We start from the raw sequence: 24308 nt of genomic DNA, 5'->3' as shown, positions 1-24308 counted from the left end.
CTACTCACCCCCATTACCTGTAAAAAGCGTCTATGTCTTCTTGTGTAGCCTCTCGCGGCTTGTTGTCTTCGGCACCAGCAAAATCTTTCGCCAAATCAATCAAATCAATAACGCGAAGTTCATTTATTTCCGTGAAACTCAAACCTATTTTCTTCCCGATAGCTAATAAGAAAGTGTCCAACCTTGTTGGAGTTCTACCGCTTTTTGATTGCTCCTTTGACTCCGGAACGAAAAAAGCCGCTTGCAGCTTCCTCCAGCACCTCATTAAGGATATTTGGATCCGCCACGTCAAACGAATCCAACGATGCCACCCAATCAATGAAGGAAGGGAATTGCCCTGTCCCAAATGAGTCCGCCTTTGACATAGCCCAAATAAGTTGAAGAAAGACAACTGTATCTAGTTTGCTAATGTCTTGCTGTACATCTTGCATTTTGGCAATGTCTCCGAGTATGTCTCCCTTAAACTCTTGCTTATAAAACAAAAGAGCCAGGGGAGTTGCCCTGACTCTAACGACTTGTTCACCGATATTTATTTCTCTCATATTGTCCTCCTTATGGTGTTGGGACTGCTGTAAAGGTTGGCAGATACACCGCTGTAAAAAAGCTGTTATAGGCTGTTGCGTTGGTGTCGCTCAATTCCAAATCACCTTTAACAATCATTCGTCCGTCTACTTCAATTGGGGTTACACTCATGTTCATAACGTCGGTGTTCGGTTCAATGCTTTCGCCCTTAGTGGTAAGTTCCTTCGCCGGGCGGTCTGCTTGGCAATCGTAGTAAACAAATCTGCGATTCCTCTTGTCTCCCTCGATCTGACCAATAAGCGCGAATTTCCTAGGCTTAGCGTCCGAGATTTCCACCAACATTCCGTTATCATCAATTTCCCAGCCAAGCATTTTCGCCTTAATCTCGTCCGGTACATTAGCCATTTCCAACTCCCCTGTGTAACCGTTGTTGGACGTGATTACGTAGTAAGAGGTATTGTCTGCATAAAACGTATTAGAATCTCCTTGAGCTTCAGGAGTCCAACGTACAGCACCAGGAATAGCGATAGGCGTTTCCCATGCTGGTTGTGTTTCCTCAGTTTCGTCCACGAAAGCAATGTGAACGCGGCTAAGACCAAATGTAACCTTGTTTTGACTCATTTTGTCACGCTCCTATTAGTTGTATTTCGTATATTATTTGATAGAGTTTTTCCGACTCGATCCACGATTCATTTTTTCTGTACGGCAATTCAGCGACTTTCAAGGTGTCCTGAACCTTCTTTTCAGCAGCTAAATCTTTTATCTCGGTGTAAAGCTCAATCTGAAAATTACTTATTTCAACGTAATTTCGATTGTCTGCCATTAGATCGGTATCGTAAGCAAACAGATAGACCAAATATGGCGCTGGTGGATCTGAGTTGAAATGCGAATAAGCCACCGGGTAGCCGATAGCCTTGAGTAGATTTAACAATTCAACCTGTGTCATGCATCACCCTCCGTTTCGGATGATCGCTTTTATTCGGTTTACCATCTCTGGGACTTCACGGTCGTAGTTTGGTCTGATATGTGGCTTTCCTGCAACACGACCGCCGCCCCGTTTGACGTGTCCAAACTCCAACAAGTGAGCTATGCTGCCCTTTTTCTTGTTATGGATAACATAGCGCACCGTCCCGCCTTGTGCTGTCTTTTTTCGCGTCCAACCCTTCGCGTACTCGCCTGTTTTCTTAGGTGAATCAGAGGATATTCCTTTTGTGACTGTCTTTGAAGTTTTATCTACCTCTTTTTCAATTCCCCTGGTCACATCATCCGTATACGACTTGACTGCGCTGGTGATTTCATTTGCTAGATCATCAATTGAGATTCCCACGTCACAGTCTCCCTTCGGCTATGATTGTATACGTCTTGTTCGTTTCGTCGTCATTGATGATGCTTTTAATATCGTAAGCAACACCTTTGTATCGCACTTCGAGTTTTGTTTTGTGAGTTGTAAACAGATCGTGCATAGTCTCGGAATACCGCACGACGAAGCGAACAATGTTTACTGTATTGGTCTGCGCTGCTGCCGGGTACTCTGAGCCTTTAGTCGTTTTGACCATTGACCATACTTGAATGATCTCACCGAACGTTTCAATCTCGTTGCCTATTTCATCTTGTGTAATTGTCGGGCCCCAAAAGGCGATGCGCTTGTTAAAACGTCCTGAATGAGTGTCTTTATAGTAGCGGTTAGGGTTGTACTCATAAGCTTTCAAGTTGTATCACCCTCTAGCTTGATCTCGTCAAGAGCTTTGCCCAGGTTCAAGTTGTTAAGCTGCGTTAGAAAGTTGGTATAGAAGTATTCAAGCGCATCGTTATAGGCATAACGGGCCCGCTCGAATACCAATTCTTTGAACCTTTCATCCTCAATATCGTAATCTCCGCAAATCTTTATCAAATCTGCATGAGACGCTTTGAGTATGCGTAATAAATTGCCGTTTTCATCGTCATCAAGATGCATGCGGTCTTTAAATTCCTGCAAGATTTCAGGAGTGATGATATCAGCCATTCAAACATCACTCCTTTTCATAATTAATAGGCTCGATAAAAACCTTTCCATATTTGTTGTTCGTAGTTGATAACTGTTTAACACGCGCTTTAGTTGTCTTTTGCCCCTCGGCTGGATAAGTTTCCCCAACCTCGTAAACATGACCGTTATGCTTCGTGTCTTTAAATTTGCGGACTACCTTGTAGGATTCAGACATTTATATCCCCTCCTAAAAAAGAGACCCCATTAAGGAGTCTCTTCCTCTTCTTCTGTTCCGCCTCCACTTCCGAACTTAATATCCAGATCGTATAATAGCGCCGTTTTGTTGTCTTTCGGCTCACCGTTTGCGAATTGTTTAAGTGTGTATAATGTAGCATCTTCAATTGCTAGTGTTTGATCGAATTTTTTAACCGTAACACCACCAGCAAGACGAGCATTATAGCGACCTTTAACAAAGAACAAAGCTTGTTTAGTTGGAATTTGGTCTGATTCCACAACTTGAACGTTGTAAGGCAATGCAGTTACCCATTGCCCGTTAGTTGTCTGGATAGTGTTCCGGAATTGTACTGCAATCGCATCTGTTGGATTGACAACCATTACAACCTTGCCAGCAACCTTTACTTTTTTTCCTTTGGCATCAACTGACAATGCAGCTACCACATCGTGTAATTCGCCAGCGACAACTTCACCAAATTGAGAAGGTGCAAATGTCAACGTTCCATTAGACGTTTTGGTTGTTACAGCACCATTTTCAGCTACATCCTTCATTAAACCAACTGGTTCTTTTTGAGTGGCTCCGCGGCCATTTACAAAGCCATATTCAAGACCCGTGGAGTAAGACTCTTTAAGTAGTTCACGCACATAACGCTCAACCCACTCAGGGCCAAGTTCCAACATGTCGTTAGGAATCACAGCGTAAGCAGTAAGTTTTAATTGACCAACTTCTCTATCACTAAATGCTGTAGAAATTTGACCAGCAATACCATCAAACAGGTTGCCCCAAGCGTATGCTTTTGTCGGGTCTGACTCGATATAACGAGTAACTGCTCCTAAATTTTGAATGCCAATAGCAGCTAGAAGCGGGTACTCATTTTGTAATTCCTCAAACACCCTATTTACAGTAGTTTTCGGAAGAATATCTTCATCACTAAAACCACCTGAAGCAACTACTTGATTGAAGAATTTCTTTTCTTCGGAAGTTAATACATTAACGCCACGACTAGCTAAAACAGCGTTGTCAATGTTGTTCGATAGCACTTCGTTAGTAATTTGGGTGGTTAATGAATTTACAAGCGCGTCTTGCATTTCAGTCCAAGCAGTTTCAATTTGTTCTGCTGTAGACTCTTCATTTTTCAACACATTAGCGTAATTGGCTTTTGCAGTTTCATAAGCTTTAGTATGATTGTTTAATTTCATTGTCATTGTTCATGACCTCCATATTATAAAATTAATAAAGCACCCTGCGACTTCCCTTGTTAACAGGAGGTTGCTGCGGTGCTTGATTTTGGTTTTTATATTGTTGTAATTCGTTTTGTAAATCTGTGATTTGATTTCGTAAGTTCGTTACTTCATCTTCTTTGGTTTCAATTACAGTAGCAAAGCCAATTTCTTTAGCTTTCGAAGCACTAAACCACGTTTCAGCATCAACCATTTGACGAATTTCTTCACGACTAACATTTGCTTTAGTCATGTAGATGTCAATGATTCCTTCTTCAAGTTGATCTAATACATCTGCTTCCTTACGCATTTCTTTTTTAGTGCCCCAAACCAATGAGCTAGCTTCGTGAATCATTAGCATAGCACCAAGCCCCATATTAACTGTATCGCCAGCCATAGCGATTACAGAAGCGGCAGAGCACGCCCAACCGTCAATATTTACGGTTACTTTACCATCGTGTTTTTTCAGTCGGTTGTAAATAGCTATTCCATCGAAAGCATCGCCACCAGGAGAATTGAGGTTAATCACAATATCACCTGTAATGTCTTTCAGGAGGTTGTCAATGTCCGATGCGGAAACAGAATCATCCCACCAACTGTCACCAATAACTCCGTAAATCGTGATTTCAGTGTTGTTACTGGCTTCATTTACTTTAGCATCAAGTTTTCGTTCGATTTTTTCTAGTTGATTAACATATGTTTGGTTTTTGAATGATTTCAAGAAATCTTGCTTAGTCATTTTTCGCATTCCCTTCCTCACCCCCTTTCGATGCTTTTTCATAGTTCTTGGTTAGCACGTATTCATCTAGTAACGGATTGTCCACTGGTTCATCACCTAACTTAATTCTGATTTCATTACCGTTATACACTCCACTAGCTCTTAGCTTGTCTATTGCTGTAGCTAATTCGAGTGGATTTAATTCTGCTATGCCTCTTGCTTGAATCCTTTTACCTTTCATATAATCTTCTTTTTCGATGGCAATCGCATTAAGCTCATCTTGCAATTTTTTAAGAAATGGAGCCGAACAAAATTTAACATAAGCCTTAATACCTGTTTCATATTCTGCCAAGTCTCCATGTATTAAGGAAGTTGGAATACCTAAAATGTTAGCTACATCATTTGTCAAATCTCGTTTTAGCTTTGCTAATTCTTCAACAGATTTCCCATTGTTTGCGCCATTGCTCACTTCGTTGTAGTCAAACCCTTTTAATTTCGGAACTAAAGCTATTGCGCTTTTCTTGAATGATTGGAATAGACGGTCTATGAACTTCTGTAACTTCTCTTTATTCTCCTCGTTCAATGCCTGAGTGCTGTCTAATTCCACTGTTCCTCGGATTTGATTACTCAGTTTTTGAGTTTCAAACATTCGCGTGAACAAGTCTGCATAATCAGCAAACATAGTGTTAAGCAAGGTATTGAGTTTTTCATTGTTATAAGTCCAGTAAAACACTTCACTTCTCATGAAATTACGCTGAAAAGTGTAATCTTTTACCGTTACATTTTTGAATATATCCTCATATACTGCATATTCTACTCGCTCAAAACTATCAGCTATAAGCAATTGACCATCATCACTAGCGACAACCAAAACCTCATTGTCGTAAATCAGTTTATAAGCGACTGAGTGCCAAAATTCGGCTGCTGATTGGTCTGCATTAGGTCTAACGTTTAATACATAATCCCAATCGTCATAAATACGTTTATTGTCTTGCATAATTCTAAATTCAGTCAAACTGATCGTTCTAGCTATGAAATTGGCGTTAGTTTCTAACACCATTTTTTTTAAATAGTCTTTTACAGGTAAATCAGTAAAATCAAAATCGAATTCAAATGATTGTTTTTGATTTTCATCTCGCCTTAGCACAAGTGGCAGGAACCTCATTCTTCTCACCCCCTCACTAGAAATTCAAGTCGTCTAAGGCGCTCAACGCATCATCTAAGGTGTCCTCGCTTATTTCTTCAATACGATATAAGGCATGCACTAGAGCTTGGAAACCGTCTGTTTTACGTCTGATCTGTTCTTTCTTGCCATATGTCTTATTACCGTTTTTATCTATGCTTACTAAGACGTTATTTGTGTACCAGCGCATTAGAGGGTTGTCACCCCACACAAACATGCGCTTAGAGAAATACATCTCCACACGAGGCGCTAGAAGGCCGTGGATAGCTTCTGGTCTGCGAATGACTTCAACCTCAAAACCAACCGCTTCAAGCATTGGTTGTAAAACTTCCATGCGGTAGTTATCCCCGATGATCTTTGTGATGCTGTATTTCAGGCGCATTGTAACAAACCAATTGACGATGTGTTCAAAGTTGATCATTTCCTCGTCGAGCACGGTTAACAGGCCCTGCTGCTCCCATTCCCTTATAGGAGCGAACTTGCGGTCTTTTTCAACTTGCCGCATAGAGTAGCCATAGTATTTATCTACGAACTCCTTACGAGCGAAGGAGTGCGTTATAAACGGTATTTGCCCATCATGCTTGAACACAAGCCCAACTGCTGCAAAGTCCCTGATTTGTGCAAAGTCAATAGAACCGATGCACTCTTTACCCTCCAATTCAGGTATAGGTTGATTAGTAGCTGCGATCTCTTCCCACTTAGCTACCGACCTTTCAAGGTCTGTAACAGGCAAGTTCATACGTTTTGTCATGAATTCTTCTCTATTGGAAGGGTCGTCAACCAAGTCCTGGTATTCCTCTAAAATCGTTTCATATAAGCCTTGTGCATACTCGCTACGAGGATTACTCAGCATCGGGTTAGACATTTCCCAATTTGCAGGGTCGTCCACCTCGTCCTCATTGTTGAGCTTACATATAAACGGGAACATGGCGTTAGAACGTGATTCGCCTTTAAGCACCTTTAAAGCGATCTCTTTTGTTTTGTCTAGGAAGCCGTCACGCACATAACCATCTGTACCGATGTAAAACTCTCTAGGGTTCTTCTTCTTCCCTAGACCGCTTATATGGACTCGTACATCCTTGTTGTCCTCGAAGTAGTGTATTTCATCGAACACTACCATGCCGTCTCTTAAACCGTCCTTGGTGTTCCCATTGGACGTTCTAAACTTAAAGATACTGTTCGTTACTTTACAAAGTATTTGAGTAGCTGTAGCCTTGAAATGCCTTTGAAGCACCGACTCACGCTTTATTGTCTTAGCCGCTTCTTCGACTGATGTTTTAGCTTGTTCCTCCGAGTTGGCTATAACCGATATATTGTATTCGTCTATTCCGTGTAGTTCACTAGTTAGAAAGTGACATAGACCAGAGATTAATCCGTTTTTACCAGCTCCGCGCCCCATCATCCATAGGTGTTTGCGGTAGAAAACACGGTCAGTCTTCTTAGAAAATAAAAAAACGAAAGCAATTAAGAACTTCTGAAACGGTTGGAGTGGGAAATACCACTTCTCAATAAACCGGATACAGTTCTCAATCATTTCGTCGTCGAAATATAGATCGTCGCGAGATATAATGTCCCGCTCAAGGTATTCAATTAACTGGATTCGCTCTTCATTAAATTTGATTCTGCCAAATCGGTAATACCCAATGTATTCATCAACATACTTTTGTCGGATCATAACAGATCACTTTTCGAACCACCCTTAGGAGGACTGTTATCCGCTTTTGGCACATTCAAATTCAAGGCATCCAGTATTTTGATCATTCGGTCATTGGTCTTATGCAAATCATTAATTGACGGGTTCGATTTAGGCCCGTGCATACCCGGAACAGTTATGCCTGTGCTCTGGATATCATCGATCAGATCATTCTTCAAATCCCATAATGATAGATAATCCTGAATTAAATCACTGTGGTAACTGAATGTTGTTCCGTTCACTTTCATTTGTTTCGTTAAATCGGTTTCGATTTTTCCCCTTAATTTGTCCCTGTCTATGGCAGTCAACCGAATCTCCCCCTCTCTTAAATATTTTACATTAGTTCCCAATAATTAATATCGCACGAAAACAGCAAAAAACTCGACAAAACACTCCCCCCACCGGTGCCCGGGTCGCTGCACTTGGCTAAAGTTTTTGACCGGGGGGCTTCATCGCTTTAGTCCACGAAAGCATTCATGAACCATGTCGAAATATTTCCTTTTCCATCCACCTACCTGCCGACACCCGACCGATACGATTGACTACTCGCCACACACGCTGCTGCACCCTCCGTCATGACGACACACACTCACTCTCACTGTGCTTGTCTACGTACTTACTAGCAACGAACCTACTACCACACCTTGAGCATCTCTTGGCATCGCCAGCCTTGTGGCTGGTCTCACTGTATCCACACTCTTCGTCCAGGCATTGATGATGCATTAGTTTAAACTTCATCACTCGAACCTCCCTCACACAGCCTGTCTCGCTGTTGTTTTAGCAATGTTCCTCGCTCACAACACGCGCGCTATATATCAACCATTCTTTCGTCGCTTTAAAAAATGCGCTAAATATACCAAACAGATTATAAGTACAATCGGCAATGTTACATATTTAGTAAGTAACCAACCCAACTCAACCACTGTCACCCACCACCTTTTCGCCGTGTTACTACTCCCCTTTGGTTTTACTTTTTAAAAATGAAACCAGTCCCGCATTCAGAACAATTTATATTCTTTTTCACCACGTGATTCATCTCGCTGTATCCATCAAGGTATGTTAGCAATTGCACCCTTTCATAGCCTAACGCACTAAGTTTTCCTTCTTCTGCTCTAATCTCTTCTTGAAGGCTATTAATGGTGTTGCGTAGCACCTCAGCTTCTCGCTCTATCTCTCCCAATCTCTTCTCTACTAAATTGTTTACATGATCTTTATTACTCATCATCTCCGCTACCACCTCTCATCATGATCCCACTTGTTTATGTTTGGTTTGAACACTCGCCCATGCTTAATGTTGTGACACATAACGCATAGTGTCTCTAGGTTGTCTATTTCTAAGGCTAGCTCTGGATGATCTTCCAACTCTTTAATATGATCCACCACTAGTTGTATCTTCTTACGCTTTGCTCTCTCGCTGTACTCGTTAGTGTCAATCGTGACGAGCCCTTGACGCTTGCATTCTTGGCATTCGTAATTGTCGCGTTCCTTTACTTCTTCACGGGTACGTTTCCATTCTTTGCTGTCGTAGAACTTGCGCTTTTGTTCGGGCGTTTTGTATTGTTTCATGTTTCTACTCGCTAATAGAATAAATAATTAATAAAAAACCAAACAAGCATCCCACTAAACAATAGGTTTACTCCTATTTTTACTCGCCCTTTTGCATCATCCTCACAAAATAAGCCGATTACATTGATCAGGCTTGCCAAGGATTGAGTTATAAATAGAACCCACGCTACCATTAACATTTCGTTTACCCTCCCTATATAAAATAAAAAAGCCGCCTTATTGGCGACCTGTTTCTGAACTTTCCTCGACTTTTGCAAGATATATCTTCTGGAACAAGCTGTGCTCGTTATTATGCGAATCATATTCCTTCTTTGCCTCGTCGTATGTTTCAAACTCATCAACAGCAACTTCGTAATCATTATATTCCCTTACAATGATCCACTTCATTCCCTCACCTCGAAGAGATAATACCACAAACCGCTTTACTTAGGCAGCGGCAGCCCCCAGGATCACACTCTTTAACCGCTCTGGTCACGGTCTGAAAGGAGGTGTACAGGTGTCAATCTGTACCTTCTGGCAAGAGTGGAGTAACGAATATGTTAAGGTTACGAATTACCTTTGTTGAAAATGATCTAATGAGTATGATCGGATGCCATCCTTGAATCTTACTTCCACCACCCGAAGTCCGTCCAGGGTTTTGCGCCCCACATTAATAACCTCGCCGATATTGTGAACGATCATCCCGTTTATGCGGTACCCAAAGACTCTGCTATCTCCTACCCTCATAAGATCACCCCTATAACGTTTGCCCCACACCGAGCGAACCGAACTCATTTTCGATCCGCCCGAGGGCTGATTGATTACACCTCCCGAATGAGTTTGCACACTACAACGGATGTATACATAATCAATCGCTAGGAGTATTTACCCCTCTACTATAAGGTGGCTTTATGATGACAAGAAATCACATTTCTACATATTCAACCGAAACTATGCCAGAAACAAATTTTTGCTCAAACTCTCACTTATTTTAACTTCTGCCCGTCTAATGTTTGTTTGGACTGTTGCCCTCGAAAGTCCCAAAAGTCCAGCTATTTCATGTTCCGTGAAGCAACGGCCAAATTTCATGATGTAGCATTCTCTTTCTCTCTCGGTAAGCATGTACATTGCCTCGTCTATCCGTTGTCGTTCGCTGTCTGTGATGGTTGTAGGGCTTCCGCAAGCCGCTGGATTGGCATAAGACTGCATCCTAAGTGGTTCGGTTAGTAATTCCCTCTGCTCCCTAGATCGTCTGTGTATGCCCCTCCTAGGTGCTGGAGGATGGCCTCTGTTTAACCAATCAATCGTATACTGTACATCGGATAACATGCTTCCTAGCGTTTTTACTGTCTCTTCGTCCTTTGGATCGGCTTTTATTTTGGCGTTTTGTATAATCGCCCTCGTTTCCCTGTAGGACTTTAATAGGTCTTCCATGCCTCACACCCCCTCTAGCAAATCAAACAGCTCCACTTGCCCCTCTGCTGCATATTCGGACTTGTCCACGATTAGACCCTGTTCTAGCCATTCTTTCGGCGCTTCCTTGGCATAGTGAGGCCAAATCATCTCGCCCGCTCGGGAACGTTGCGGATTCTCCTTCTCGGCCTTCTCCGTCCACACCCAATACGATTTAGCTGATATTTTCATATGGTTTTTCCCCGTAAAGTAGTTTTAATGTTTTTTCTGCCTTGTAAGCCATACGCCACGGTATAGATGATGTGCCGCGGTCTTTACCTTGTATCCATATCTCTTCTAAAGCTTCACGCAGCGCTCTCTCTCGCTGCTCCGGCGTTTCGTTTGGTAGTTTTACTTCTTTCCACCATTTACTCATGTTCTATTCCTCCCCTCAAAGATTTCAGAACCATTTTATATTCGGAGATAGCAACTCCACTCGAAGACCATCCTCATAATCCTCGTAATCAAATTCGTCTCCCCAATGAATCGGGGCTTGGAATTTTCCAATACCATCAGGCTCTATCCATAACTCATTATCTTGCGTAATACGAGTTATAACTGCTGGCTGTCCTTCATACCAAATCTTTTCTCCCTAATCTCTTTCAACTCGTCCTTTAGCGCGTCAGCACATCTGGCACATAGATAAAAACAGCCGCTAGTTCCATACGATATTTCAATCACATAATGCGAGAATCTAAAACAGTTATGGCAATTACATTGACGATCTACTGTCACTCTCATTACTCTCTTACCTCCCCTACTCATCATCTTCGTCATCGTCCGGAATCATTGCGCCGCAATCCTGGCATTCATATATCCCTTGATTCCAGTGTTTTATATCGCCGCCGCATACAGGACACACACCTTCTTCTAACAGCTCGTTCATATTCTTACCTCCCCTAATAGCTCTGGATTGTCAAAGCGTGTGCCTATCACTTCGCATTCTTCACTGATATATTCAGGATCTTCATAGATTGGTTGTCCTCCTAAAGTAAATGCACCATTATCGGCCCCCGCTTCGCTGGGTATTGCGGTCGAGTCGAGGGCCTTCGGCTGTTTTACTCTATATCGCTTACAGATGCCGTGTAGTAGTTTTCAATTACTGCATATGCTGAAGAAAGAGTTACGAGACACTCTTTAGGTATAGTCCTTTCAGTCCAGACACAAGGCTGAATTTTAACGTCAGCCACTTCACATTCTCCGTCTTCGTACTGATCTTTAACTGTATTGATAAAGTCTTCTTTGTTCTCAAATTCTACTGCTCTGCCATATACAAAATCGCTCTCTTCCGACCAAATCAATTCTTTTGCCATACATTTTATCTCTCCCTTNGCTTTACCTAACATGCTCAGTCCTCCTTAATCAACAAATACAGTTTTATCCGTTACTTGATCATTGCTCGTAATGGTGATAATGGACTGATCGCCTGGAATGATGCTTAAAGTTTCAATGGTGTAATCTTTTATCACTTTGAATCCACTTAGATTGCCTGATTCATATATCAATCGTTCTCCGTCCCAATTCCACGCCTCGTTGAACTGTGGGTACTGCGAAGATTCGTAATTAACCTTGGATGGAGCCACGGTTTTTAATTTTGCCCTTCTTCCCACATAGCTAATGCTTTGCTCCTCGCTAGGATAAGTTTGGATATATTCTTGATACTTTTCTGGCATAACTTCCTTTAGGTGCGAGAGGAACAAAGGAACAATCTTCTTTTGATAATCCGTTATTTCTCCACCAAAAACCGCTTGTGGTCTAAACAGGCATATCTTCCGAATCAGTTCCACCGTGAAATACCGTTCTTGTATAAATGCTCCGTCACTTGCGAATAGAAAAGGAGATTCAACCTCATATCCTTCCTCTTCTGAAATCTTGATATGAGGGTAAGGAAATACCACATAACCATTGACCAAACCCAACTTTCTAGGTGGATAATTCAATTTTCCATAGCATTCATGACCCTGCCATTGAGCCTTGAATTCTCCGTATTTCCTCGCTCGGCTGGTATACCCCGTATGAGTCGTATTTCGTCCGAATTTACACCCCATACCGCCGAAGCTCCGCACTCTTAGACATTGATTATTATTGTAATAAGAGCATTTGCTGTGTTTATCGCAATGTATGACACTGGCTTCCAGCGGCTTTTCTTTGCCCCCGAACAACCCTTTTCCACCGTATAACCCGACATGAATAGTCTCTTTATCCATCTTTTTCAACCTCCTATTCTTCCCCGAAAACTCAGCTTTACATTTGCGCGCGTCCTGGGAGCTTGTTTAAGCCCCTCTAAGTCTCTACCCTTCCGTTTATACTCATTCGATCTGTAAGTCGCTAGAAACGGCGTTCTTGGCGTTCAAACAGCATGTCATTAGTATCCTGTGTCTTGGCGTTTGTGATTCTCGGCGTTTTTGTCTAAATAGGCTTGATATAGATCGTCTGGATATATTTGCAGTCGTTGTTCAAGGATATTCCAAAATAGGAACCAGGCATTTCTAAACGCGTATACTTTTCTGTAACGATCCTCGTAAGTATTTATTAGCCCGATCGTGATCAATAGTTCAGATAGTAATACTGGCGTGCTACCTTCAAATGAGTCATCATAGGTTGACAAGTTCTCCGCCGGGATATCGAGTTGCTGCGCGATTGATAGGAAAAAGTGAAGGCAGTCGGATGCTTCCGTAATCATATTTCGCCGCCGTGGTTCTTGATCCTTACTCCAATGCTTGAAGCCGCGCCATTCGTTAAAGAGTTCGCAATGTTCTATTTGTAACGCCAGCACTGTATTCGGCAATAAGTCCTGACCTCTCAATCCGTGCTTTTCGATAATCCGATCGTCCAACTCTTTTTGCATGTTGTATAGTTTTACAATGTTCATGTTATCTCCCTTTCCAAAAATTACGTTTGATATTTCGCCAGATGTTCTTCGCCTCTGCCTTGTACATTGGAATGAGAGCAATTGACATAATTCCAATTACTACATTCATCCCAGCAATCACCGCCGATTCCTTATTCAAAAACACGCCCAACACAAACATGTAGAAGCTTACTGGTATTAAGGCTAAACCCAAGCAAACGAGAAATCTTATAATCATCTGCATGCTTTACACCGCCTTCTTAGATTTCTTCGATTTTGGAGGCGCTAGAATCGCCTGTATGACCTCTTGCTGGTATTTGGTAGTAAATACACCAGTGCGGATTGAACGTGCAATCTGAGCCAAAACAAATGCGTCTCGCACGTTGTCGCTTTTACTCTCAAAGCCCCAATGCTTGTAAATGTGTACCGCAAGTTCGTCCTTTTTCGTGTTGCCCTTACCACTGGCAAACTTTTTAACCTGTGTTGGCGCCACCTCGATGTACTGGTTATCCTGCAAGTACATACCCACTCGAATGCCCCATCCGATACCGCCAAGCAGGAATCCAGACTGTGAGGCGAAACCAAAGCCCTCTATCGCTACTACATCGCCCGGTTCTAGCTGCTCAATGGTAGTTTCGATGATGTCCGCCATTCGTGCCGGGTCTTGCCCTTTTGCCGTTATCTCCATCGTGTCGAGAATGTTGCCGTCATGGTCTAAAATAACCACTCCTGTTTTTGTACTCGGGTCAATGCCTACAAACCTTGTCATTGTGCTTTCCCCCTGATATTTTGTATTTGCTTGTATAAAGTCCGTTCGCTTGCTTTTATCCGCTTTGCATAAAACCTTTGCGTTTCCGCTTGTATGTTGTCAAAGCAGTGATAACACACATCTACTAGCGCCCAATGCCTAGACGCGAACCGTTGGCATCCTGGCATCCTACAACCTTTCATGTCCTCGCCCTCCCTTTACGCCATTCTTCCTAGTAATCCGCCGTCTCGTGGTTGTATCAGATCACGCTTCGATTGATCTAGTGCCAGTATCAAAACTTCGTCTGGATCCCGGTCTAACACTTCTGCTATTTGCCTTATGCTTTTCCCGTCATCCCACATGTTGCGGAAATTGCTAACCTCCGTCCCGTCCCAAACAAAATTTAGTTCTTCACAGGCTAAGTAAATTTTCCTTCGGGATACGAACTGTGTTTCCATCCTGTAACCTGTAGGCAATTTCCGCACCCCTCTCTTTATGCAATATCTCTGCTGTAGCTCTTATTCGATCATCCCAGCTCCGACTCGTGTCCTGGGCTACTTCTTCCGCAGCAAATCCGAATGCCTCCCGACCCCTGCGGACAAATTCAGCAAAGTCCTTGTCAAACAGTTCGTAATCATCAATTTGCATGGTCATCCTCCTATTGCAGTCTGTAATTTAGCTCTATCCCACCAGCTATGGTTACTTTGTAATCCCGGCACATCTCGTTTATGCGGCTGCCAATCGCTTCGTCAAACTCGCACATTTCAGCAATGCTCTTTTCGGAGCTTACAAGGATCGGCTTGTTTTCGAGATAGCGAAAATTGATAATTGCGAATAATTGCTCTTTTTGAAAGTCCGTTGGCTCTTTGCGCCCCTTGAACATGTCGTCAATGTACAAAACCTCTGCCCGTTGCAATCTATTTATCCGCTCTTCTACTCGATCAAAGTCACTTTTTAATTCGTTGAATCCTTCGACCCAAGGAAAGTAGACCACTTCAACACCTTTTTGTATCAAGTTGTTAGACACTGCCATAAGGAGGTGCGTTTTGCCGCACCCTGGACGGCCTAGGAGCGCCACGCTGTTATGCCTCGTCTGTTTGATGCTCCGATAGTCTATAACGTATTTGCGGGCTATCTGGAAGGCTTGAACGACTACATCAGGCCTTCCCTCGTGATCGAAGTTGCCGAAGGTCTTCTTTTGGAATTCCTCCGTGATGTGGCTAGACTTCATAATTCTCTCTATTCTTTTTTTCATTACACACTCGCAATCTCGCCAGTATTCCTTCCCTTCCTCGTTGCGATAGAACCAGCCCTCTTGGTCTTTACACTTCTCACAGTTAAAAGATTGTTGGGTCTGGTTCGCATTCCCATTCAATTGGTCGGTTTTCATCGAGGAAAGCATACTCGCTTTCTTTTTGATCGCTTCCAGATCGAAGCTCTTGAGTGCGTCCTTTAGACTCTCCACCTTCGGCTCCTCCTTTCAGGTAATCTTTGTATCTTTCTTTGTTTAAAAAAGTAGATGGATGCAAAATGTATTGAGTTTCGGTTTTTTTCCTTTGGCATTGATTCGTGTAATTTGCAGCACATGAAATTATTAGTTCAGCGTTCTCTCCGGTTTTAATTGCAGTCTGCCATTTACCCCATGCAACTTTTTTTCCAACTCTTTTGTTTGGATGATAAGCAGTCCAGAAAGATTCAAATTCAGGAGAGTATATATCTTCTTTCTTTACCTTCTTATCATTCTTAACATTCTTATCATTCTTGTTTGTGGTTATTGCTTGGTTAACACTTGGTTGAGACTTGGTTACGACTTGGTTATCTTCTTGGTTGTCGTCTGTATCTGAACCTTGATAAACCTCATAGTTAAGCACTGTTATGAGTGTGAAGTTACTGGTTGTAGACTTGGTTAAAAAACCTAATCTCTCTAATTTGTCTAAGCATGTCCTTACTTTCATCTCAGTTACATCTTTATCATCTCGGAACCATTCATTGACGATTTTTGCTCTAGACGTAACCAATTGACCACGCTTTACCTCAACTTCGATATCCTTGTATTTGTCGTACCAAACGCCATCATCGTGATTGGCGTTCAGTACGATATAAATAGCAATGACTTTTTGTATTGCAGTGAGTCTGGAAAACGTTTCGCTTTCCATCAACTTCCGATGGAGTTTGATCCATCCGCTCATGTCACCACCCGCTTAGTTTTGCTTTATTCCGTAATTCGTTCAAAATCACACTTGGGTCTTTACCATCTTTCATGTTTTGCAAATAGAGTAGAAGCCGAGGCATCCAGTACTTTTTATTTGAGTGGACTAGCGTATGCATGGGATTGGATAGTAAGNGTTATTGTGTCCGTAACAATTTATTTGAAAGTGTCTTAGTGATCACGGCGGCAACCGTGGTCATTCTTCGTTTCTAGCACCTGTTCCACTGTCTCCAAGTTGGCTATAACACTATCCAAGGTGCCATGGGTTATAAATTCTCCCATTGCGCACAAGGCGTGTCCCACCGACTGGCAATGGATATCTTCTTGGAGCTGCTTTAGATCGGTTAGCGCCTTTGTTAGATGCTGCATTCTCTTCCTCCAATCTCCGTAACACACGGTCATAATCGCCTCTGTGTGCGTGGTTCTGAAACTCGAACTTTGGATGCTTCCCGTCTACATACCGACCACCTACCAGCGCCAGCGCATATCGTGACGCAAAATCATCCTTCGCCGCGATCCTGACTTTTAGTTGCAAGTTCATCCAACCTTCTAACATATACAAATTCACTGCAATCAATAGCTTCTAACATGTGCTCCAAACAGTGCGGCTGCTTAATGTCTTTGTAGACTTCATACAAGGCTTCTCTCTCACACCCGGCGCACTGGATCATACCTAAAGTCCTCCGGTGGAAACGCATCGTTAAGTAAATCTCGCAAGGCTATAATGTCAAAGGCACTTTTCAAATTAAAAGATGCCGATGTGTGACCCGGCGGATAAATCATAAACCTGCATTTTGTCCTATCCGCAAAAACTACTTCCCCATTCTTAAGAGCGACTGTAAATATGTTTGCGTTGCTCATGACCTCACATCCTTTCTATACTGTGCAAGCCCTGTAACGAGCGGCTTCCTTTTCCATTTGAATCAATGCGTTGATTTCAAACCAAGCGCCGCCACAACGAACGTAAATGAGATTGCCTTTCTTTTTACCGCCTTGGTATTTGCCCATACTATTCAACCTCCACAAAATCACCGTTTTTAAGCATGTACCATGTATCCGGTTTGATTCTCTCACCATCGACATGAGCACTTTGCACATCTGTAATGTGATATCCTTCGTCACCCTCTTCCCACTCTGCCAGGACGATCCAGCATCCCATAGCGCCTTTAGCCTTGCTTTCGTAACCAATTGCCATCGCTACAGACTCTTTTCCCTCTACACTTGCTGCGCTACGGTCGCCTGTGTTGGTTGCTGCGCTACGGGAGCCTGTGTTGGTTGCTGCGCTACGGTCGCCTGTGTTGGTTGCTGCGCTCTGGTAGCCTGTGTTGGTTGCTGCGCTACGGTCGCCTGTGTTGGTTGCTGCGCTACGGGAGCCTGTGTTGGTTGCTGCGCTACGGGAGCCTGTGTTGGTTGCTGCGCTCTGGTAGCCTGTGTTGGTTGCTGCGCTACGGGAGCCTGTGTTGGTTGCTGCGCTCCGGTCGCCTGTTTTTGATTCCTTGGCATTGTCCCAATCTACTTTTGATTTGATATAATCCACGCCAGCCTTGATAATGCCAGGAAGCCCAATCTCTGCTTTAATGTGTAAGCGAGTCGCCGCAACCTTGCTATCGTCACCATCACGGGATAACTGACCATTGCCCTCAACTTCTGCGTAGCGGCTGTCCGCTGGTGGATAGTAGCCAAACACATCAAGTGGATTTTCGCAAAAGTGAAGCCCTTTGCTGCAAGCCACCGCTTCCTGTTCTTCAAACGTTTTGCCTACCTCGTACTGCATTCCACGGCATTTCAAATCCTTGTCGAAACCTTTCCAACCTTTGATTGACATTTGATACTCCTCCTAATTTGATTTAGATTTGTTTTTCCAGCTCGTCTAACACTGCAATAAGATTTTCATCGCCAGCGTGATAGCGTTTGGAGCGGTCTATGAAGTCTTGCAATTGCTCCGGGCTAACCTTTCGATCTAGCAAATTTTGAAACGTGACACGCAATATTTCTTCCTCGTAACTCATTGGCTTGTCTCCCCTTTCCTTTCACGTTCAACCCTTGCCAGCAAGTCTTCTACCTTTTTTTTTGTTTTGTCGATCATGTCGTCATATCTGTAGGCCAGTATTTTTTCTAGCTTCTCGATGCGATCTGACAAAGCTATGCTAATTGTGTATAAATCGTCCATGTTAAGGTTCATGGCTTGTACCTCCTAACTAGCTCGCCGGATCGGAACCCAAGCGGAAACGTAATTTAAAACATCCTGTAAATCCTGTCTGCGAATATCCTTGTAACTCGGGACTTGCCAGCGGTCTTTAATCTCCCGGTGTAGCTGCCTGAACAGTTCTCCACGCTCCGTTTTGTCCGGTTCGATGCTGCATACCTTTTTGTTAATCGCTTGCTGCAAACGCCGCTGCTGCCCGCTATCGAGTGTGATCTGGTTTTCTACCTTGTCTTCAAGATCATCCACACGTTCTTCCATAAGTTCGTGTGCTGCCAAGAGGTTCTTAGTCGCGAGCAGTAAGCCTTTTACAGTGTCGCGGTTAGATGCTTGTACACGGAAATAACTGTTAACTAGTTGCCGCTGCACTTTCCATGCAAGATCATCTGTAAAGGATTTGACCAACATGAGATAACCCGACTCTGTTAGAAGCACTAAACCATTAGGAGCTGTGATGCCATACTCATTTTTGGCTTCGTACGAATTTCGTACGATAAAATCCTCACCCTCGATAAGATGCTTTTTATTCTCATTGAAATTTCTTCTTGCTGTTCCGTCTGGTCTAAGGTGTAGCTCGTCTACTTCTTTAAGTGTGACGACACGTTTTCCCTCGAACTCCTTGATCGTTACCGACTGAGAGTAGTTGTCTACTTTGATTTGAACTAATTGATTCACATAATCATTCCTTTCCGTATAGGATTTGTGCTCTCCCTGTCGAATATTTGGAAGTGTTGAGCTTTCATTACATTGAAGGGAGGTTGAGATATGTCTAAAACGAACAAAGAACTGGCTGTCGAAATTGTTGTTGCTTTGATTAACGCAAACCCAAGGCTTGTTTATAAAAATGGAAATTCAATTAGTTCATCACTTACCCTTGAAGCTGTCAACAACGTCATAGTAAGTGTTAATGAGACTCTGGAGAACCTGGACAAGAAGGTAAGTGAGTAAATATCACAAGCATTGTTTCAATGTTTTTTCTAACTTGTTCTGGATCGAGGTTTAAATTTCTAACATTCCAAGCTGCCAACAACGAAAATTGTTCTTTCAAGCAAGAAATCATTTGATCCTCCGTTTGCTCCGGCGAATGGAGGTTTTCTTTACCGATAAAATTTTTGTTCTGTTTTGGGTTCATTTCATTACTCCTTCCCTTCAAGGTCTTGTCCATCACGATACTTATTAATGAGTGCCATTAGCTCGGTATAAAAGTTGGTTAGTCGACCCTCTTTAACGCCATTCAGGTATTGCACCCGCTCTTTTTGAAACGCTAGCCTGAACACCGCATATACTCCTTGCTGGTTCATATACCATTGACCGCATCCGTCGTTGTAATCGCCGCATAACAGTTCTTCTAAGTCAGTTCGAACTTTAATCCATTCAGTGCAATACATTCGTTTTGGCTTGTGTTGACTTTTCAACTGTGCAAGCAGCTCAGATTTCAAATTTTCCTGTAATTTCTCAAACTGTTCTGGTGTTAACACAATCGCATTCGGGTTCATGGGCTACTCCTTTCTAAGCAATCATTTCTTTTCGCAAGCGGTCAGTTACATAAACCTGGCCTTTAACTGTCACGTAAGGCGTACGCCATGTAAACGGCTCTCCGCTAGGCTTTTGCTTTACCCCGGTGACAACCTCGAACAGTCCTTGCTCAACCGCCCGCTGTGTCGGTTCCGTGGATTTCTGACTAATCAAACCCCACTCCCGTAGCTTTTCAAAGAGCCTGTTTTGACCGATTGTAATACCGTGACTACTAAGCGAGTGCGCCAAGTCTCTAACCTTTATCGAGTCGCTAGACTGTAGGCAAATTTCCGCAAATGCCACGAGTGGTTTCTGCTTCTCGTTTTCTTCCCTAGCTGCTTTTAATTGCGTTGCCAGGTCGATGATCGTATCAGGATTGAGTAATACCTCTTCGATTTTGGATGGCGTGAGGTAAGCCCCGAACTTTTGAACTGATGGGAGCATGTCTTCATATAGCCAGTCTTGGAACTTTCCTGTTTTAGGTTGTTGTGATTGTCCTAAGATGCGATTTAATGATAAGTTCGAAATGAATTTTTCCCCGGCGTTGTTCAATTTTCGGATATGGCGATTCGCCATGTCTGAATTTTTTACAGTGTATATATGTTTATTCTTACAAAACTTAAGGACTTCACTCGTTGCCGATGCACCTTGATATTCAAGAACTGCCGCAACGTCCTTCGCGCTGATGATAAAATCTCCGACAAATTGGATGTTTACATCATCCGGGAATAAGATTGCTACGTTATGACCGTCGAATAAAGTTAACTCAGTGTTTTTCATACAGTTACTCCTTTGATTGTTTTTCCTTTCTGCTAAAATGAAGTTGTCCAGACTTACCAATTTTTAAAGAAAGGAGAATGGTTAAATATGAATTTCGATGAAATCAAACGAGTTGCATTTGAAAAGTCAAGTGAAGCAATTGCGAAACGCTTTGTTCAGGAAAAAAATGAACCGAAAAATGAATTGTCACGTTTGCTAGAAGAACAAGACCCTGAAATGGCTAAACTTGTCCGTGAGCAAAAAACAAATATCATTATCATCGAAGAAATGATGTCAGCTATGCTTGAGGAGTATCACAAAGCTCTTACTGCTCAACTAAAGGAACGTGGTATCGATTTAAATTCTTAATTATTTCTTTAGATGCAATTACAAAAGCCAATTCTTTTTTGCTCAGTTTAAGAAGTTCGTTAGCTTCTTTTTCTGAGCAACCCACAATTTCTTTGATCAGGTTTGTCATTTTGGTTACTCCTTTCTATACAGCTTCTTTATGTTCCAAAGTTAGAATCTCTTTTCTATTGCGCTCTTTAGTGATTTTATTTAGTTCGACAACATACTTCGGTAAAATGCGTCCGATAAATAGATACAGCTCATTTTCGGCCTTATCAGATAGAGTATTGTCCATTGCGCAACACCACCTCTCTATAGTTGCGCCTCACGCAACGTTTACTTTAAAAATTTTTGGAAACACTTCATCTATAGGCATTTCCAAAAAAACAGCGATTCTCATAGCTTCAGATAGTGTAAATTCTCTTTCGCCACGTTCGGATCGTAAGTATGTTTCCGTGCTTTTCCCAATGGCCTCAGCCATTTGAGTAGCGTTGAACTTTTTTACATTCTTTCTGATATAAGCCAATTCTGCATATTCAGTAGCAAGTTTACGCATGTTATCACCTCCTTGCTAATACCTATATTACACCAACGTTGCGCCCGACGCAACTATATTTTGTGTTTTTTATAATAATCATTTTAGTTTCAATATATATGTTGTGCAAGGCACAATTTTGTTGTATTATAGACAACATAGGAGGAGTGAGATTAAATGGAAAAAATGAGTGCGTTTAGTAAAGTTTTTGGTGAACTGATTAATAAATCTGAACTTAATGATGCGGAAGTAGCGCGTAGATTAAATGTTAACAAGTCAACAATAAGCAGGTGGAAAACCGGAGAGCAATCTCCTCACCTATCAAAAATTAAAGAAATTTCTTTAATGTTTGGAGTTAATCCTTTGTTATTTGTTGGAGATGAACTTGGTCTAGACATAGAAAAGCCAATCAAAACAGTTAGTGTTGTGGGTGATTCCGTTCCAAAACCTTTGTACGGATCGATTTCAGCCGGACTGCCGTTAGAAATGATTCCAGTAGAAGATTATATTGACGTTCCAAAAACTGTAGCAGAACAATACCCTAATGCTTTTTTATTAAAAGTAAGTGGTGACAGCATGAATAGAGTCGTTCCTAGCGGTGCTTATGCGTTGATTACACCTTGTAAAGAGGCAGCGAATGGAGATGTAGTGGCTGTATCTGTAAATGGTTTTGAAGCAACTTTAAAAAGAATTTACAAACTACAAAACACTACTGTGCTCGAACCTGATAGTTATAACCCTGAACATCGAGCACAAACATACAATTCTGATGAAGAGAGTGAAATGATTCAAATAATAGGAAAATTAGTTTGGTTTATGTCTCCGTTTAATATTAAATTTTAGAGGGTGAAACAATGAAAGTTGCTGGTTATATCCGTGTATCTACAGAGGAGCAAGCGAAAGAGGGATACTCCTTAGATGCCCAACGGGAAAAATTGATTAATTTTTGTAAATCACAAAATGATTGGGAACTGGTAGAAGTTTACCCCGAAGAAGGAAAATCGGCTAAAGATACAAATAGGCCAGAATTGCAACGCTTGTTGAGAGACGCTAGAAGTGGGATGTATGATGTTATACTAGTTTACCGTCTCGACCGTCTAACGAGGTCAGTTGTCGACCTGTATGACATGCTACAGATGTTTGAGGAACACTCTATTAAATTCAAGTCAGCCACTGAGGTTTACGACACAACTACAGCAATGGGGAAATTATTTATTACTATTGTTGCAGCACTAGCACAATGGGAAAGAGAAAACTTATCAGAAAGAGTTAGATTTGGAATGGAGGAGTTAGTCCGTAAAGGAAACTGGCACGGTGGACCCGTGCCGTATGGCTATGAATGGACAGGTAAAACGATGTTAATCGTTGAAGAGGAAGCGAATATTTTACGCACATTAAGGGATACGTATATGAGCGGTGAAGGATTGGGGAGTACAGCTAAAAAACTCAATGCCCTGGGACTAATGCGACGCGGGAAGAAGTGGTCTTCTCAATCTGTTTGGTATACATTGGACAACCCTTTTTATGCCGGAAAAATAAGATATGGTGAAAAAAAGAAAAACGGGAAATATGCATCTCGCAAAAAGGAACAGCTGGTTGATGTAATTTGGTCGGAAACAAACTTTCCAACCATCTACACATGGGAAGAATATCAAGAACACAAAGCCAGGATGGAAAGAAAAGAATTTTATGGACATTCAAAAAAAAGAGAATACTTATTTACTGGCGTATTAAGATGTGCTAGATGCGGAGCAACACTAATAGGAAGACCTTATAGAAATACCAAGGTAGACGGTACAAAGACGGAGAATGTTTACAATTATATTTGCTCTAGTAGGTCACTTTCTAAAGGGTGCGACTTACCGCTGCTTAGACAACACATAGCAGAGGACTTGTTGCTAAAACACATTAAAAAAAAGAAATTAGAGGAATCTAAGATATTGGATCAATTAAAAAGAAAAACACCAAACAGACAAAAAAATGTCCTCGAGATAGAAAAACTTAATAAAGAACTTAAAAACATTACGGAAAGGAGAAAAAAATGGCAGTATATGTTTGTCGAAAATTTAATCAATGTTAGTGATTTTAAAGAAAGAAAAAATGAAGAAGACATCAAAGAACAGTTGATTAACGAGAAAATAAAAGAGTTGCAATCAGAAAACATTGGCGTATCTAAAGAAAATTTAAATAGGTTTTTCGAGTTACCTGATCTGTGGGAAGTTTTGGACGACAACGACAAAAGGGAACTAACCCAAATACTATTCGAAAAAATATTTATAGAATGTAAAGTTAAGACTGGGAGAGGAGTAGCAGGAAAAGGAAGGTCACTGCCTTTTTACATCAAGGAACTGAAATTAAACTAATTTTTTGTGTCTTAAATCATATACTATTTATCATATACGGAAAGGCATCCAGCTCGTCGATAATGACGAGATCGAAAGCTTGATGGAACCTCATCAATTGATGCGTCGTGGCCAAATAAAGCCTAGCCCTGTCCCAGCGCTGCGAGCTCCCTCCATAAAGAACTGCCGCCGGCTCGTCAGGGAATGCTGCAGCAATCCGCGGCGCCAGCTCCAGAACCACATCCCGCCTCGGCGTAGCTACCAGCA

At 42.1% G+C, this 24308-nt stretch carries 42 protein-coding genes and 1 pseudogene; 4 read left to right on the top strand and 39 right to left on the bottom strand.

Annotation, left to right across the window (positions count from 1 at the left end; translation table 11 throughout):
* Positions 1-13 precede the first annotated feature (13 nt).
* The 34 genes from CZ379_RS26945 to CZ379_RS26025 all read right to left on the bottom strand — a co-directional run bounded on the left by CZ379_RS26945 (position 14) and on the right by CZ379_RS26025 (position 19217).
* Positions 14-142 carry a hypothetical protein gene (locus tag CZ379_RS26945; RefSeq protein WP_267890483.1) on the bottom strand — a complete coding sequence of 43 codons (129 nt, stop codon included), beginning with the start codon at positions 140-142 and terminating at the stop codon, positions 14-16.
* A gap of 52 nt (positions 143-194) precedes the next feature.
* Positions 195-542, bottom strand: a complete 348-nt coding sequence (locus tag CZ379_RS07405; RefSeq protein ID WP_110931074.1) for a hypothetical protein — start codon at positions 540-542, stop codon at positions 195-197.
* Between the two features lie 10 nt (positions 543-552).
* Positions 553-1143: a major tail protein gene (locus CZ379_RS07400; RefSeq protein WP_110931073.1), complete on the bottom strand. Its 591-nt coding sequence runs from the start codon at positions 1141-1143 to the stop codon at positions 553-555.
* 4 nt (positions 1144-1147) lie between these two features.
* On the bottom strand, positions 1148-1468 hold the full coding sequence (locus CZ379_RS07395; protein WP_110931072.1) for a hypothetical protein: 321 nt from the start codon (positions 1466-1468) through the stop codon (positions 1148-1150).
* A gap of 3 nt (positions 1469-1471) precedes the next feature.
* Positions 1472-1849 carry an HK97 gp10 family phage protein gene (locus tag CZ379_RS07390; RefSeq protein ID WP_110931071.1) on the bottom strand — a complete coding sequence of 126 codons (378 nt, stop codon included), beginning with the start codon at positions 1847-1849 and terminating at the stop codon, positions 1472-1474.
* A 1-nt stretch (position 1850) separates the two neighbouring features.
* The gene (locus tag CZ379_RS07385) at positions 1851-2231 is read right to left on the bottom strand and encodes a phage head closure protein (RefSeq protein WP_110931070.1); all 381 of its coding nucleotides are present in this window, start codon (positions 2229-2231) and stop codon (positions 1851-1853) included.
* A complete protein-coding gene (locus tag CZ379_RS07380) occupies positions 2228-2524 on the bottom strand; it encodes a hypothetical protein (protein WP_110931069.1) in 297 nt (98 codons plus the stop codon). Before CZ379_RS07380 ends, CZ379_RS07385 begins: the two co-directional genes overlap by 4 nt.
* A 7-nt stretch (positions 2525-2531) precedes the next feature.
* Entirely contained in the window at positions 2532-2720 is a 189-nt protein-coding gene (locus CZ379_RS07375; protein WP_110931068.1) for a termination factor Rho, read from the bottom strand.
* Positions 2721-2749: 29 nt separating this feature from the next.
* The gene (locus tag CZ379_RS07370; protein ID WP_110931067.1) at positions 2750-3925 is read right to left on the bottom strand and encodes a phage major capsid protein; all 1176 of its coding nucleotides are present in this window, start codon (positions 3923-3925) and stop codon (positions 2750-2752) included.
* Between the two features lie 25 nt (positions 3926-3950).
* Entirely contained in the window at positions 3951-4688 is a 738-nt protein-coding gene (locus CZ379_RS07365; RefSeq protein ID WP_110931066.1) for a head maturation protease, ClpP-related, read from the bottom strand.
* A complete protein-coding gene (locus tag CZ379_RS07360; RefSeq protein ID WP_110931065.1) occupies positions 4672-5823 on the bottom strand; it encodes a phage portal protein in 1152 nt (383 codons plus the stop codon). Before CZ379_RS07360 ends, CZ379_RS07365 begins: the two co-directional genes overlap by 17 nt.
* A gap of 16 nt (positions 5824-5839) precedes the next feature.
* Positions 5840-7516 (bottom strand): terminase TerL endonuclease subunit, encoded by a 1677-nt coding sequence (locus CZ379_RS07355; RefSeq protein ID WP_110931064.1) that lies wholly within the window; start codon positions 7514-7516, stop codon positions 5840-5842.
* Complete coding sequence (locus CZ379_RS07350) at positions 7513-7842, bottom strand: hypothetical protein (RefSeq protein WP_199925517.1); 330 nt, start codon at positions 7840-7842, stop codon at positions 7513-7515. Before CZ379_RS07350 ends, CZ379_RS07355 begins: the two co-directional genes overlap by 4 nt.
* A gap of 659 nt (positions 7843-8501) precedes the next feature.
* On the bottom strand, positions 8502-8759 hold the full coding sequence (locus tag CZ379_RS07345; RefSeq protein ID WP_110931063.1) for a hypothetical protein: 258 nt from the start codon (positions 8757-8759) through the stop codon (positions 8502-8504).
* 5 nt (positions 8760-8764) lie between these two features.
* Positions 8765-9100, bottom strand: coding sequence for an HNH endonuclease (locus CZ379_RS07340; protein WP_110931062.1), 336 nt, complete (start codon positions 9098-9100; stop codon positions 8765-8767).
* Between the two features lie 11 nt (positions 9101-9111).
* A complete protein-coding gene (locus CZ379_RS26050) occupies positions 9112-9279 on the bottom strand; it encodes a hypothetical protein (protein WP_199925516.1) in 168 nt (55 codons plus the stop codon).
* A gap of 37 nt (positions 9280-9316) precedes the next feature.
* Complete coding sequence (locus CZ379_RS26045) at positions 9317-9487, bottom strand: hypothetical protein (protein WP_199925515.1); 171 nt, start codon at positions 9485-9487, stop codon at positions 9317-9319.
* Positions 9488-9652: 165 nt separating this feature from the next.
* Positions 9653-9826, bottom strand: coding sequence for a hypothetical protein (locus CZ379_RS26040; RefSeq protein WP_199925514.1), 174 nt, complete (start codon positions 9824-9826; stop codon positions 9653-9655).
* Between the two features lie 204 nt (positions 9827-10030).
* Complete coding sequence (locus tag CZ379_RS07335) at positions 10031-10513, bottom strand: sigma factor-like helix-turn-helix DNA-binding protein (RefSeq protein WP_110931061.1); 483 nt, start codon at positions 10511-10513, stop codon at positions 10031-10033.
* A 3-nt stretch (positions 10514-10516) separates the two neighbouring features.
* Positions 10517-10723: a hypothetical protein gene (locus tag CZ379_RS07330; RefSeq protein ID WP_110931060.1), complete on the bottom strand. Its 207-nt coding sequence runs from the start codon at positions 10721-10723 to the stop codon at positions 10517-10519.
* The gene (locus CZ379_RS07325) at positions 10707-10907 is read right to left on the bottom strand and encodes a hypothetical protein (protein ID WP_110931059.1); all 201 of its coding nucleotides are present in this window, start codon (positions 10905-10907) and stop codon (positions 10707-10709) included. The genes CZ379_RS07330 and CZ379_RS07325 overlap by 17 nt, the downstream gene beginning before the upstream one ends.
* A gap of 381 nt (positions 10908-11288) precedes the next feature.
* A complete protein-coding gene (locus tag CZ379_RS26940) occupies positions 11289-11417 on the bottom strand; it encodes a hypothetical protein (RefSeq protein WP_267890458.1) in 129 nt (42 codons plus the stop codon).
* Between the two features lie 472 nt (positions 11418-11889).
* On the bottom strand, positions 11890-12738 hold the full coding sequence (locus CZ379_RS07315) for a hypothetical protein (RefSeq protein ID WP_110931057.1): 849 nt from the start codon (positions 12736-12738) through the stop codon (positions 11890-11892).
* A 158-nt stretch (positions 12739-12896) separates the two neighbouring features.
* Positions 12897-13403 carry a dUTP diphosphatase gene (locus tag CZ379_RS07310; protein WP_110931056.1) on the bottom strand — a complete coding sequence of 169 codons (507 nt, stop codon included), beginning with the start codon at positions 13401-13403 and terminating at the stop codon, positions 12897-12899.
* A gap of 226 nt (positions 13404-13629) precedes the next feature.
* Positions 13630-14151, bottom strand: coding sequence for a crossover junction endodeoxyribonuclease RuvC (locus tag CZ379_RS07300; RefSeq protein ID WP_110931054.1), 522 nt, complete (start codon positions 14149-14151; stop codon positions 13630-13632).
* Between the two features lie 390 nt (positions 14152-14541).
* Positions 14542-14778: a hypothetical protein gene (locus tag CZ379_RS07290; RefSeq protein ID WP_110931052.1), complete on the bottom strand. Its 237-nt coding sequence runs from the start codon at positions 14776-14778 to the stop codon at positions 14542-14544.
* A 10-nt stretch (positions 14779-14788) separates the two neighbouring features.
* Positions 14789-15520 (bottom strand): ATP-binding protein, encoded by a 732-nt coding sequence (locus CZ379_RS07285; RefSeq protein ID WP_110931051.1) that lies wholly within the window; start codon positions 15518-15520, stop codon positions 14789-14791.
* Positions 15468-16319 carry a hypothetical protein gene (locus CZ379_RS07280; protein WP_110931050.1) on the bottom strand — a complete coding sequence of 284 codons (852 nt, stop codon included), beginning with the start codon at positions 16317-16319 and terminating at the stop codon, positions 15468-15470. Before CZ379_RS07280 ends, CZ379_RS07285 begins: the two co-directional genes overlap by 53 nt.
* 191 nt (positions 16320-16510) lie before the next feature.
* On the bottom strand, positions 16511-16708 hold the full coding sequence (locus CZ379_RS07275; RefSeq protein ID WP_110929740.1) for a hypothetical protein: 198 nt from the start codon (positions 16706-16708) through the stop codon (positions 16511-16513).
* Positions 16709-17215: 507 nt separating this feature from the next.
* Positions 17216-17347 (bottom strand): hypothetical protein, encoded by a 132-nt coding sequence (locus CZ379_RS26935; RefSeq protein ID WP_267890482.1) that lies wholly within the window; start codon positions 17345-17347, stop codon positions 17216-17218.
* Between the two features lies 1 nt (position 17348).
* Complete coding sequence (locus tag CZ379_RS07270) at positions 17349-18164, bottom strand: DUF7666 domain-containing protein (RefSeq protein WP_110931049.1); 816 nt, start codon at positions 18162-18164, stop codon at positions 17349-17351.
* 22 nt (positions 18165-18186) lie between these two features.
* Entirely contained in the window at positions 18187-18348 is a 162-nt protein-coding gene (locus tag CZ379_RS26035) for a hypothetical protein (RefSeq protein WP_199925513.1), read from the bottom strand.
* Entirely contained in the window at positions 18345-18521 is a 177-nt protein-coding gene (locus tag CZ379_RS26030; protein ID WP_199925512.1) for a hypothetical protein, read from the bottom strand. The genes CZ379_RS26035 and CZ379_RS26030 overlap by 4 nt, the downstream gene beginning before the upstream one ends.
* Positions 18522-18533: 12 nt before the next feature.
* Positions 18534-19217 (bottom strand): ORF6N domain-containing protein, encoded by a 684-nt coding sequence (locus CZ379_RS26025; RefSeq protein WP_199925511.1) that lies wholly within the window; start codon positions 19215-19217, stop codon positions 18534-18536.
* 90 nt (positions 19218-19307) lie between these two features.
* On the opposite strand from CZ379_RS26025, the gene CZ379_RS07260 reads away from it, so the two are divergent.
* Positions 19308-19490 (top strand): hypothetical protein, encoded by a 183-nt coding sequence (locus CZ379_RS07260; protein WP_110931048.1) that lies wholly within the window; start codon positions 19308-19310, stop codon positions 19488-19490.
* Positions 19491-19678: 188 nt separating this feature from the next.
* Here CZ379_RS07260 and CZ379_RS07255 read toward each other — a convergent pair whose 3' ends face one another.
* Together CZ379_RS07255 and CZ379_RS07250 are read right to left on the bottom strand one after the other, a co-directional pair.
* The gene (locus CZ379_RS07255) at positions 19679-20038 is read right to left on the bottom strand and encodes a hypothetical protein (protein WP_110931047.1); all 360 of its coding nucleotides are present in this window, start codon (positions 20036-20038) and stop codon (positions 19679-19681) included.
* Between the two features lie 13 nt (positions 20039-20051).
* Complete coding sequence (locus CZ379_RS07250) at positions 20052-20837, bottom strand: phage antirepressor KilAC domain-containing protein (protein WP_110931046.1); 786 nt, start codon at positions 20835-20837, stop codon at positions 20052-20054.
* An 87-nt stretch (positions 20838-20924) separates the two neighbouring features.
* On the opposite strand from CZ379_RS07250, the gene CZ379_RS07245 reads away from it, so the two are divergent.
* Complete coding sequence (locus CZ379_RS07245) at positions 20925-21185, top strand: hypothetical protein (RefSeq protein WP_110931045.1); 261 nt, start codon at positions 20925-20927, stop codon at positions 21183-21185.
* Positions 21186-21309: 124 nt separating this feature from the next.
* Here CZ379_RS07245 and CZ379_RS26020 read toward each other — a convergent pair whose 3' ends face one another.
* Positions 21310-21459 carry a hypothetical protein gene (locus CZ379_RS26020; RefSeq protein ID WP_199925510.1) on the bottom strand — a complete coding sequence of 50 codons (150 nt, stop codon included), beginning with the start codon at positions 21457-21459 and terminating at the stop codon, positions 21310-21312.
* A 30-nt stretch (positions 21460-21489) separates the two neighbouring features.
* Complete coding sequence (locus tag CZ379_RS07240) at positions 21490-21720, bottom strand: helix-turn-helix transcriptional regulator (RefSeq protein ID WP_110931044.1); 231 nt, start codon at positions 21718-21720, stop codon at positions 21490-21492.
* A gap of 156 nt (positions 21721-21876) precedes the next feature.
* Here CZ379_RS07240 and CZ379_RS07235 point away from each other — a divergent pair, with 156 nt between their 5' ends.
* A complete protein-coding gene (locus CZ379_RS07235; protein WP_110931043.1) occupies positions 21877-22542 on the top strand; it encodes a LexA family protein in 666 nt (221 codons plus the stop codon).
* Between the two features lie 11 nt (positions 22543-22553).
* Positions 22554-24062 (top strand): recombinase family protein, encoded by a 1509-nt coding sequence (locus CZ379_RS07230; RefSeq protein WP_110931042.1) that lies wholly within the window; start codon positions 22554-22556, stop codon positions 24060-24062.
* A 16-nt stretch (positions 24063-24078) separates the two neighbouring features.
* Here CZ379_RS07230 and CZ379_RS07225 read toward each other — a convergent pair.
* Positions 24079-24308: pseudogene (locus CZ379_RS07225) on the bottom strand (helicase-related protein); the annotation flags it as partial.

Source organism: Paenibacillus bouchesdurhonensis, from assembly GCF_900155685.1.
GTDB lineage: Bacteria > Bacillota > Bacilli > Paenibacillales > Paenibacillaceae > Fontibacillus > Fontibacillus bouchesdurhonensis.
Note: the sequence above shows the minus strand (reverse complement) of the source record. Positions and strands in the feature narration are given on the sequence as shown.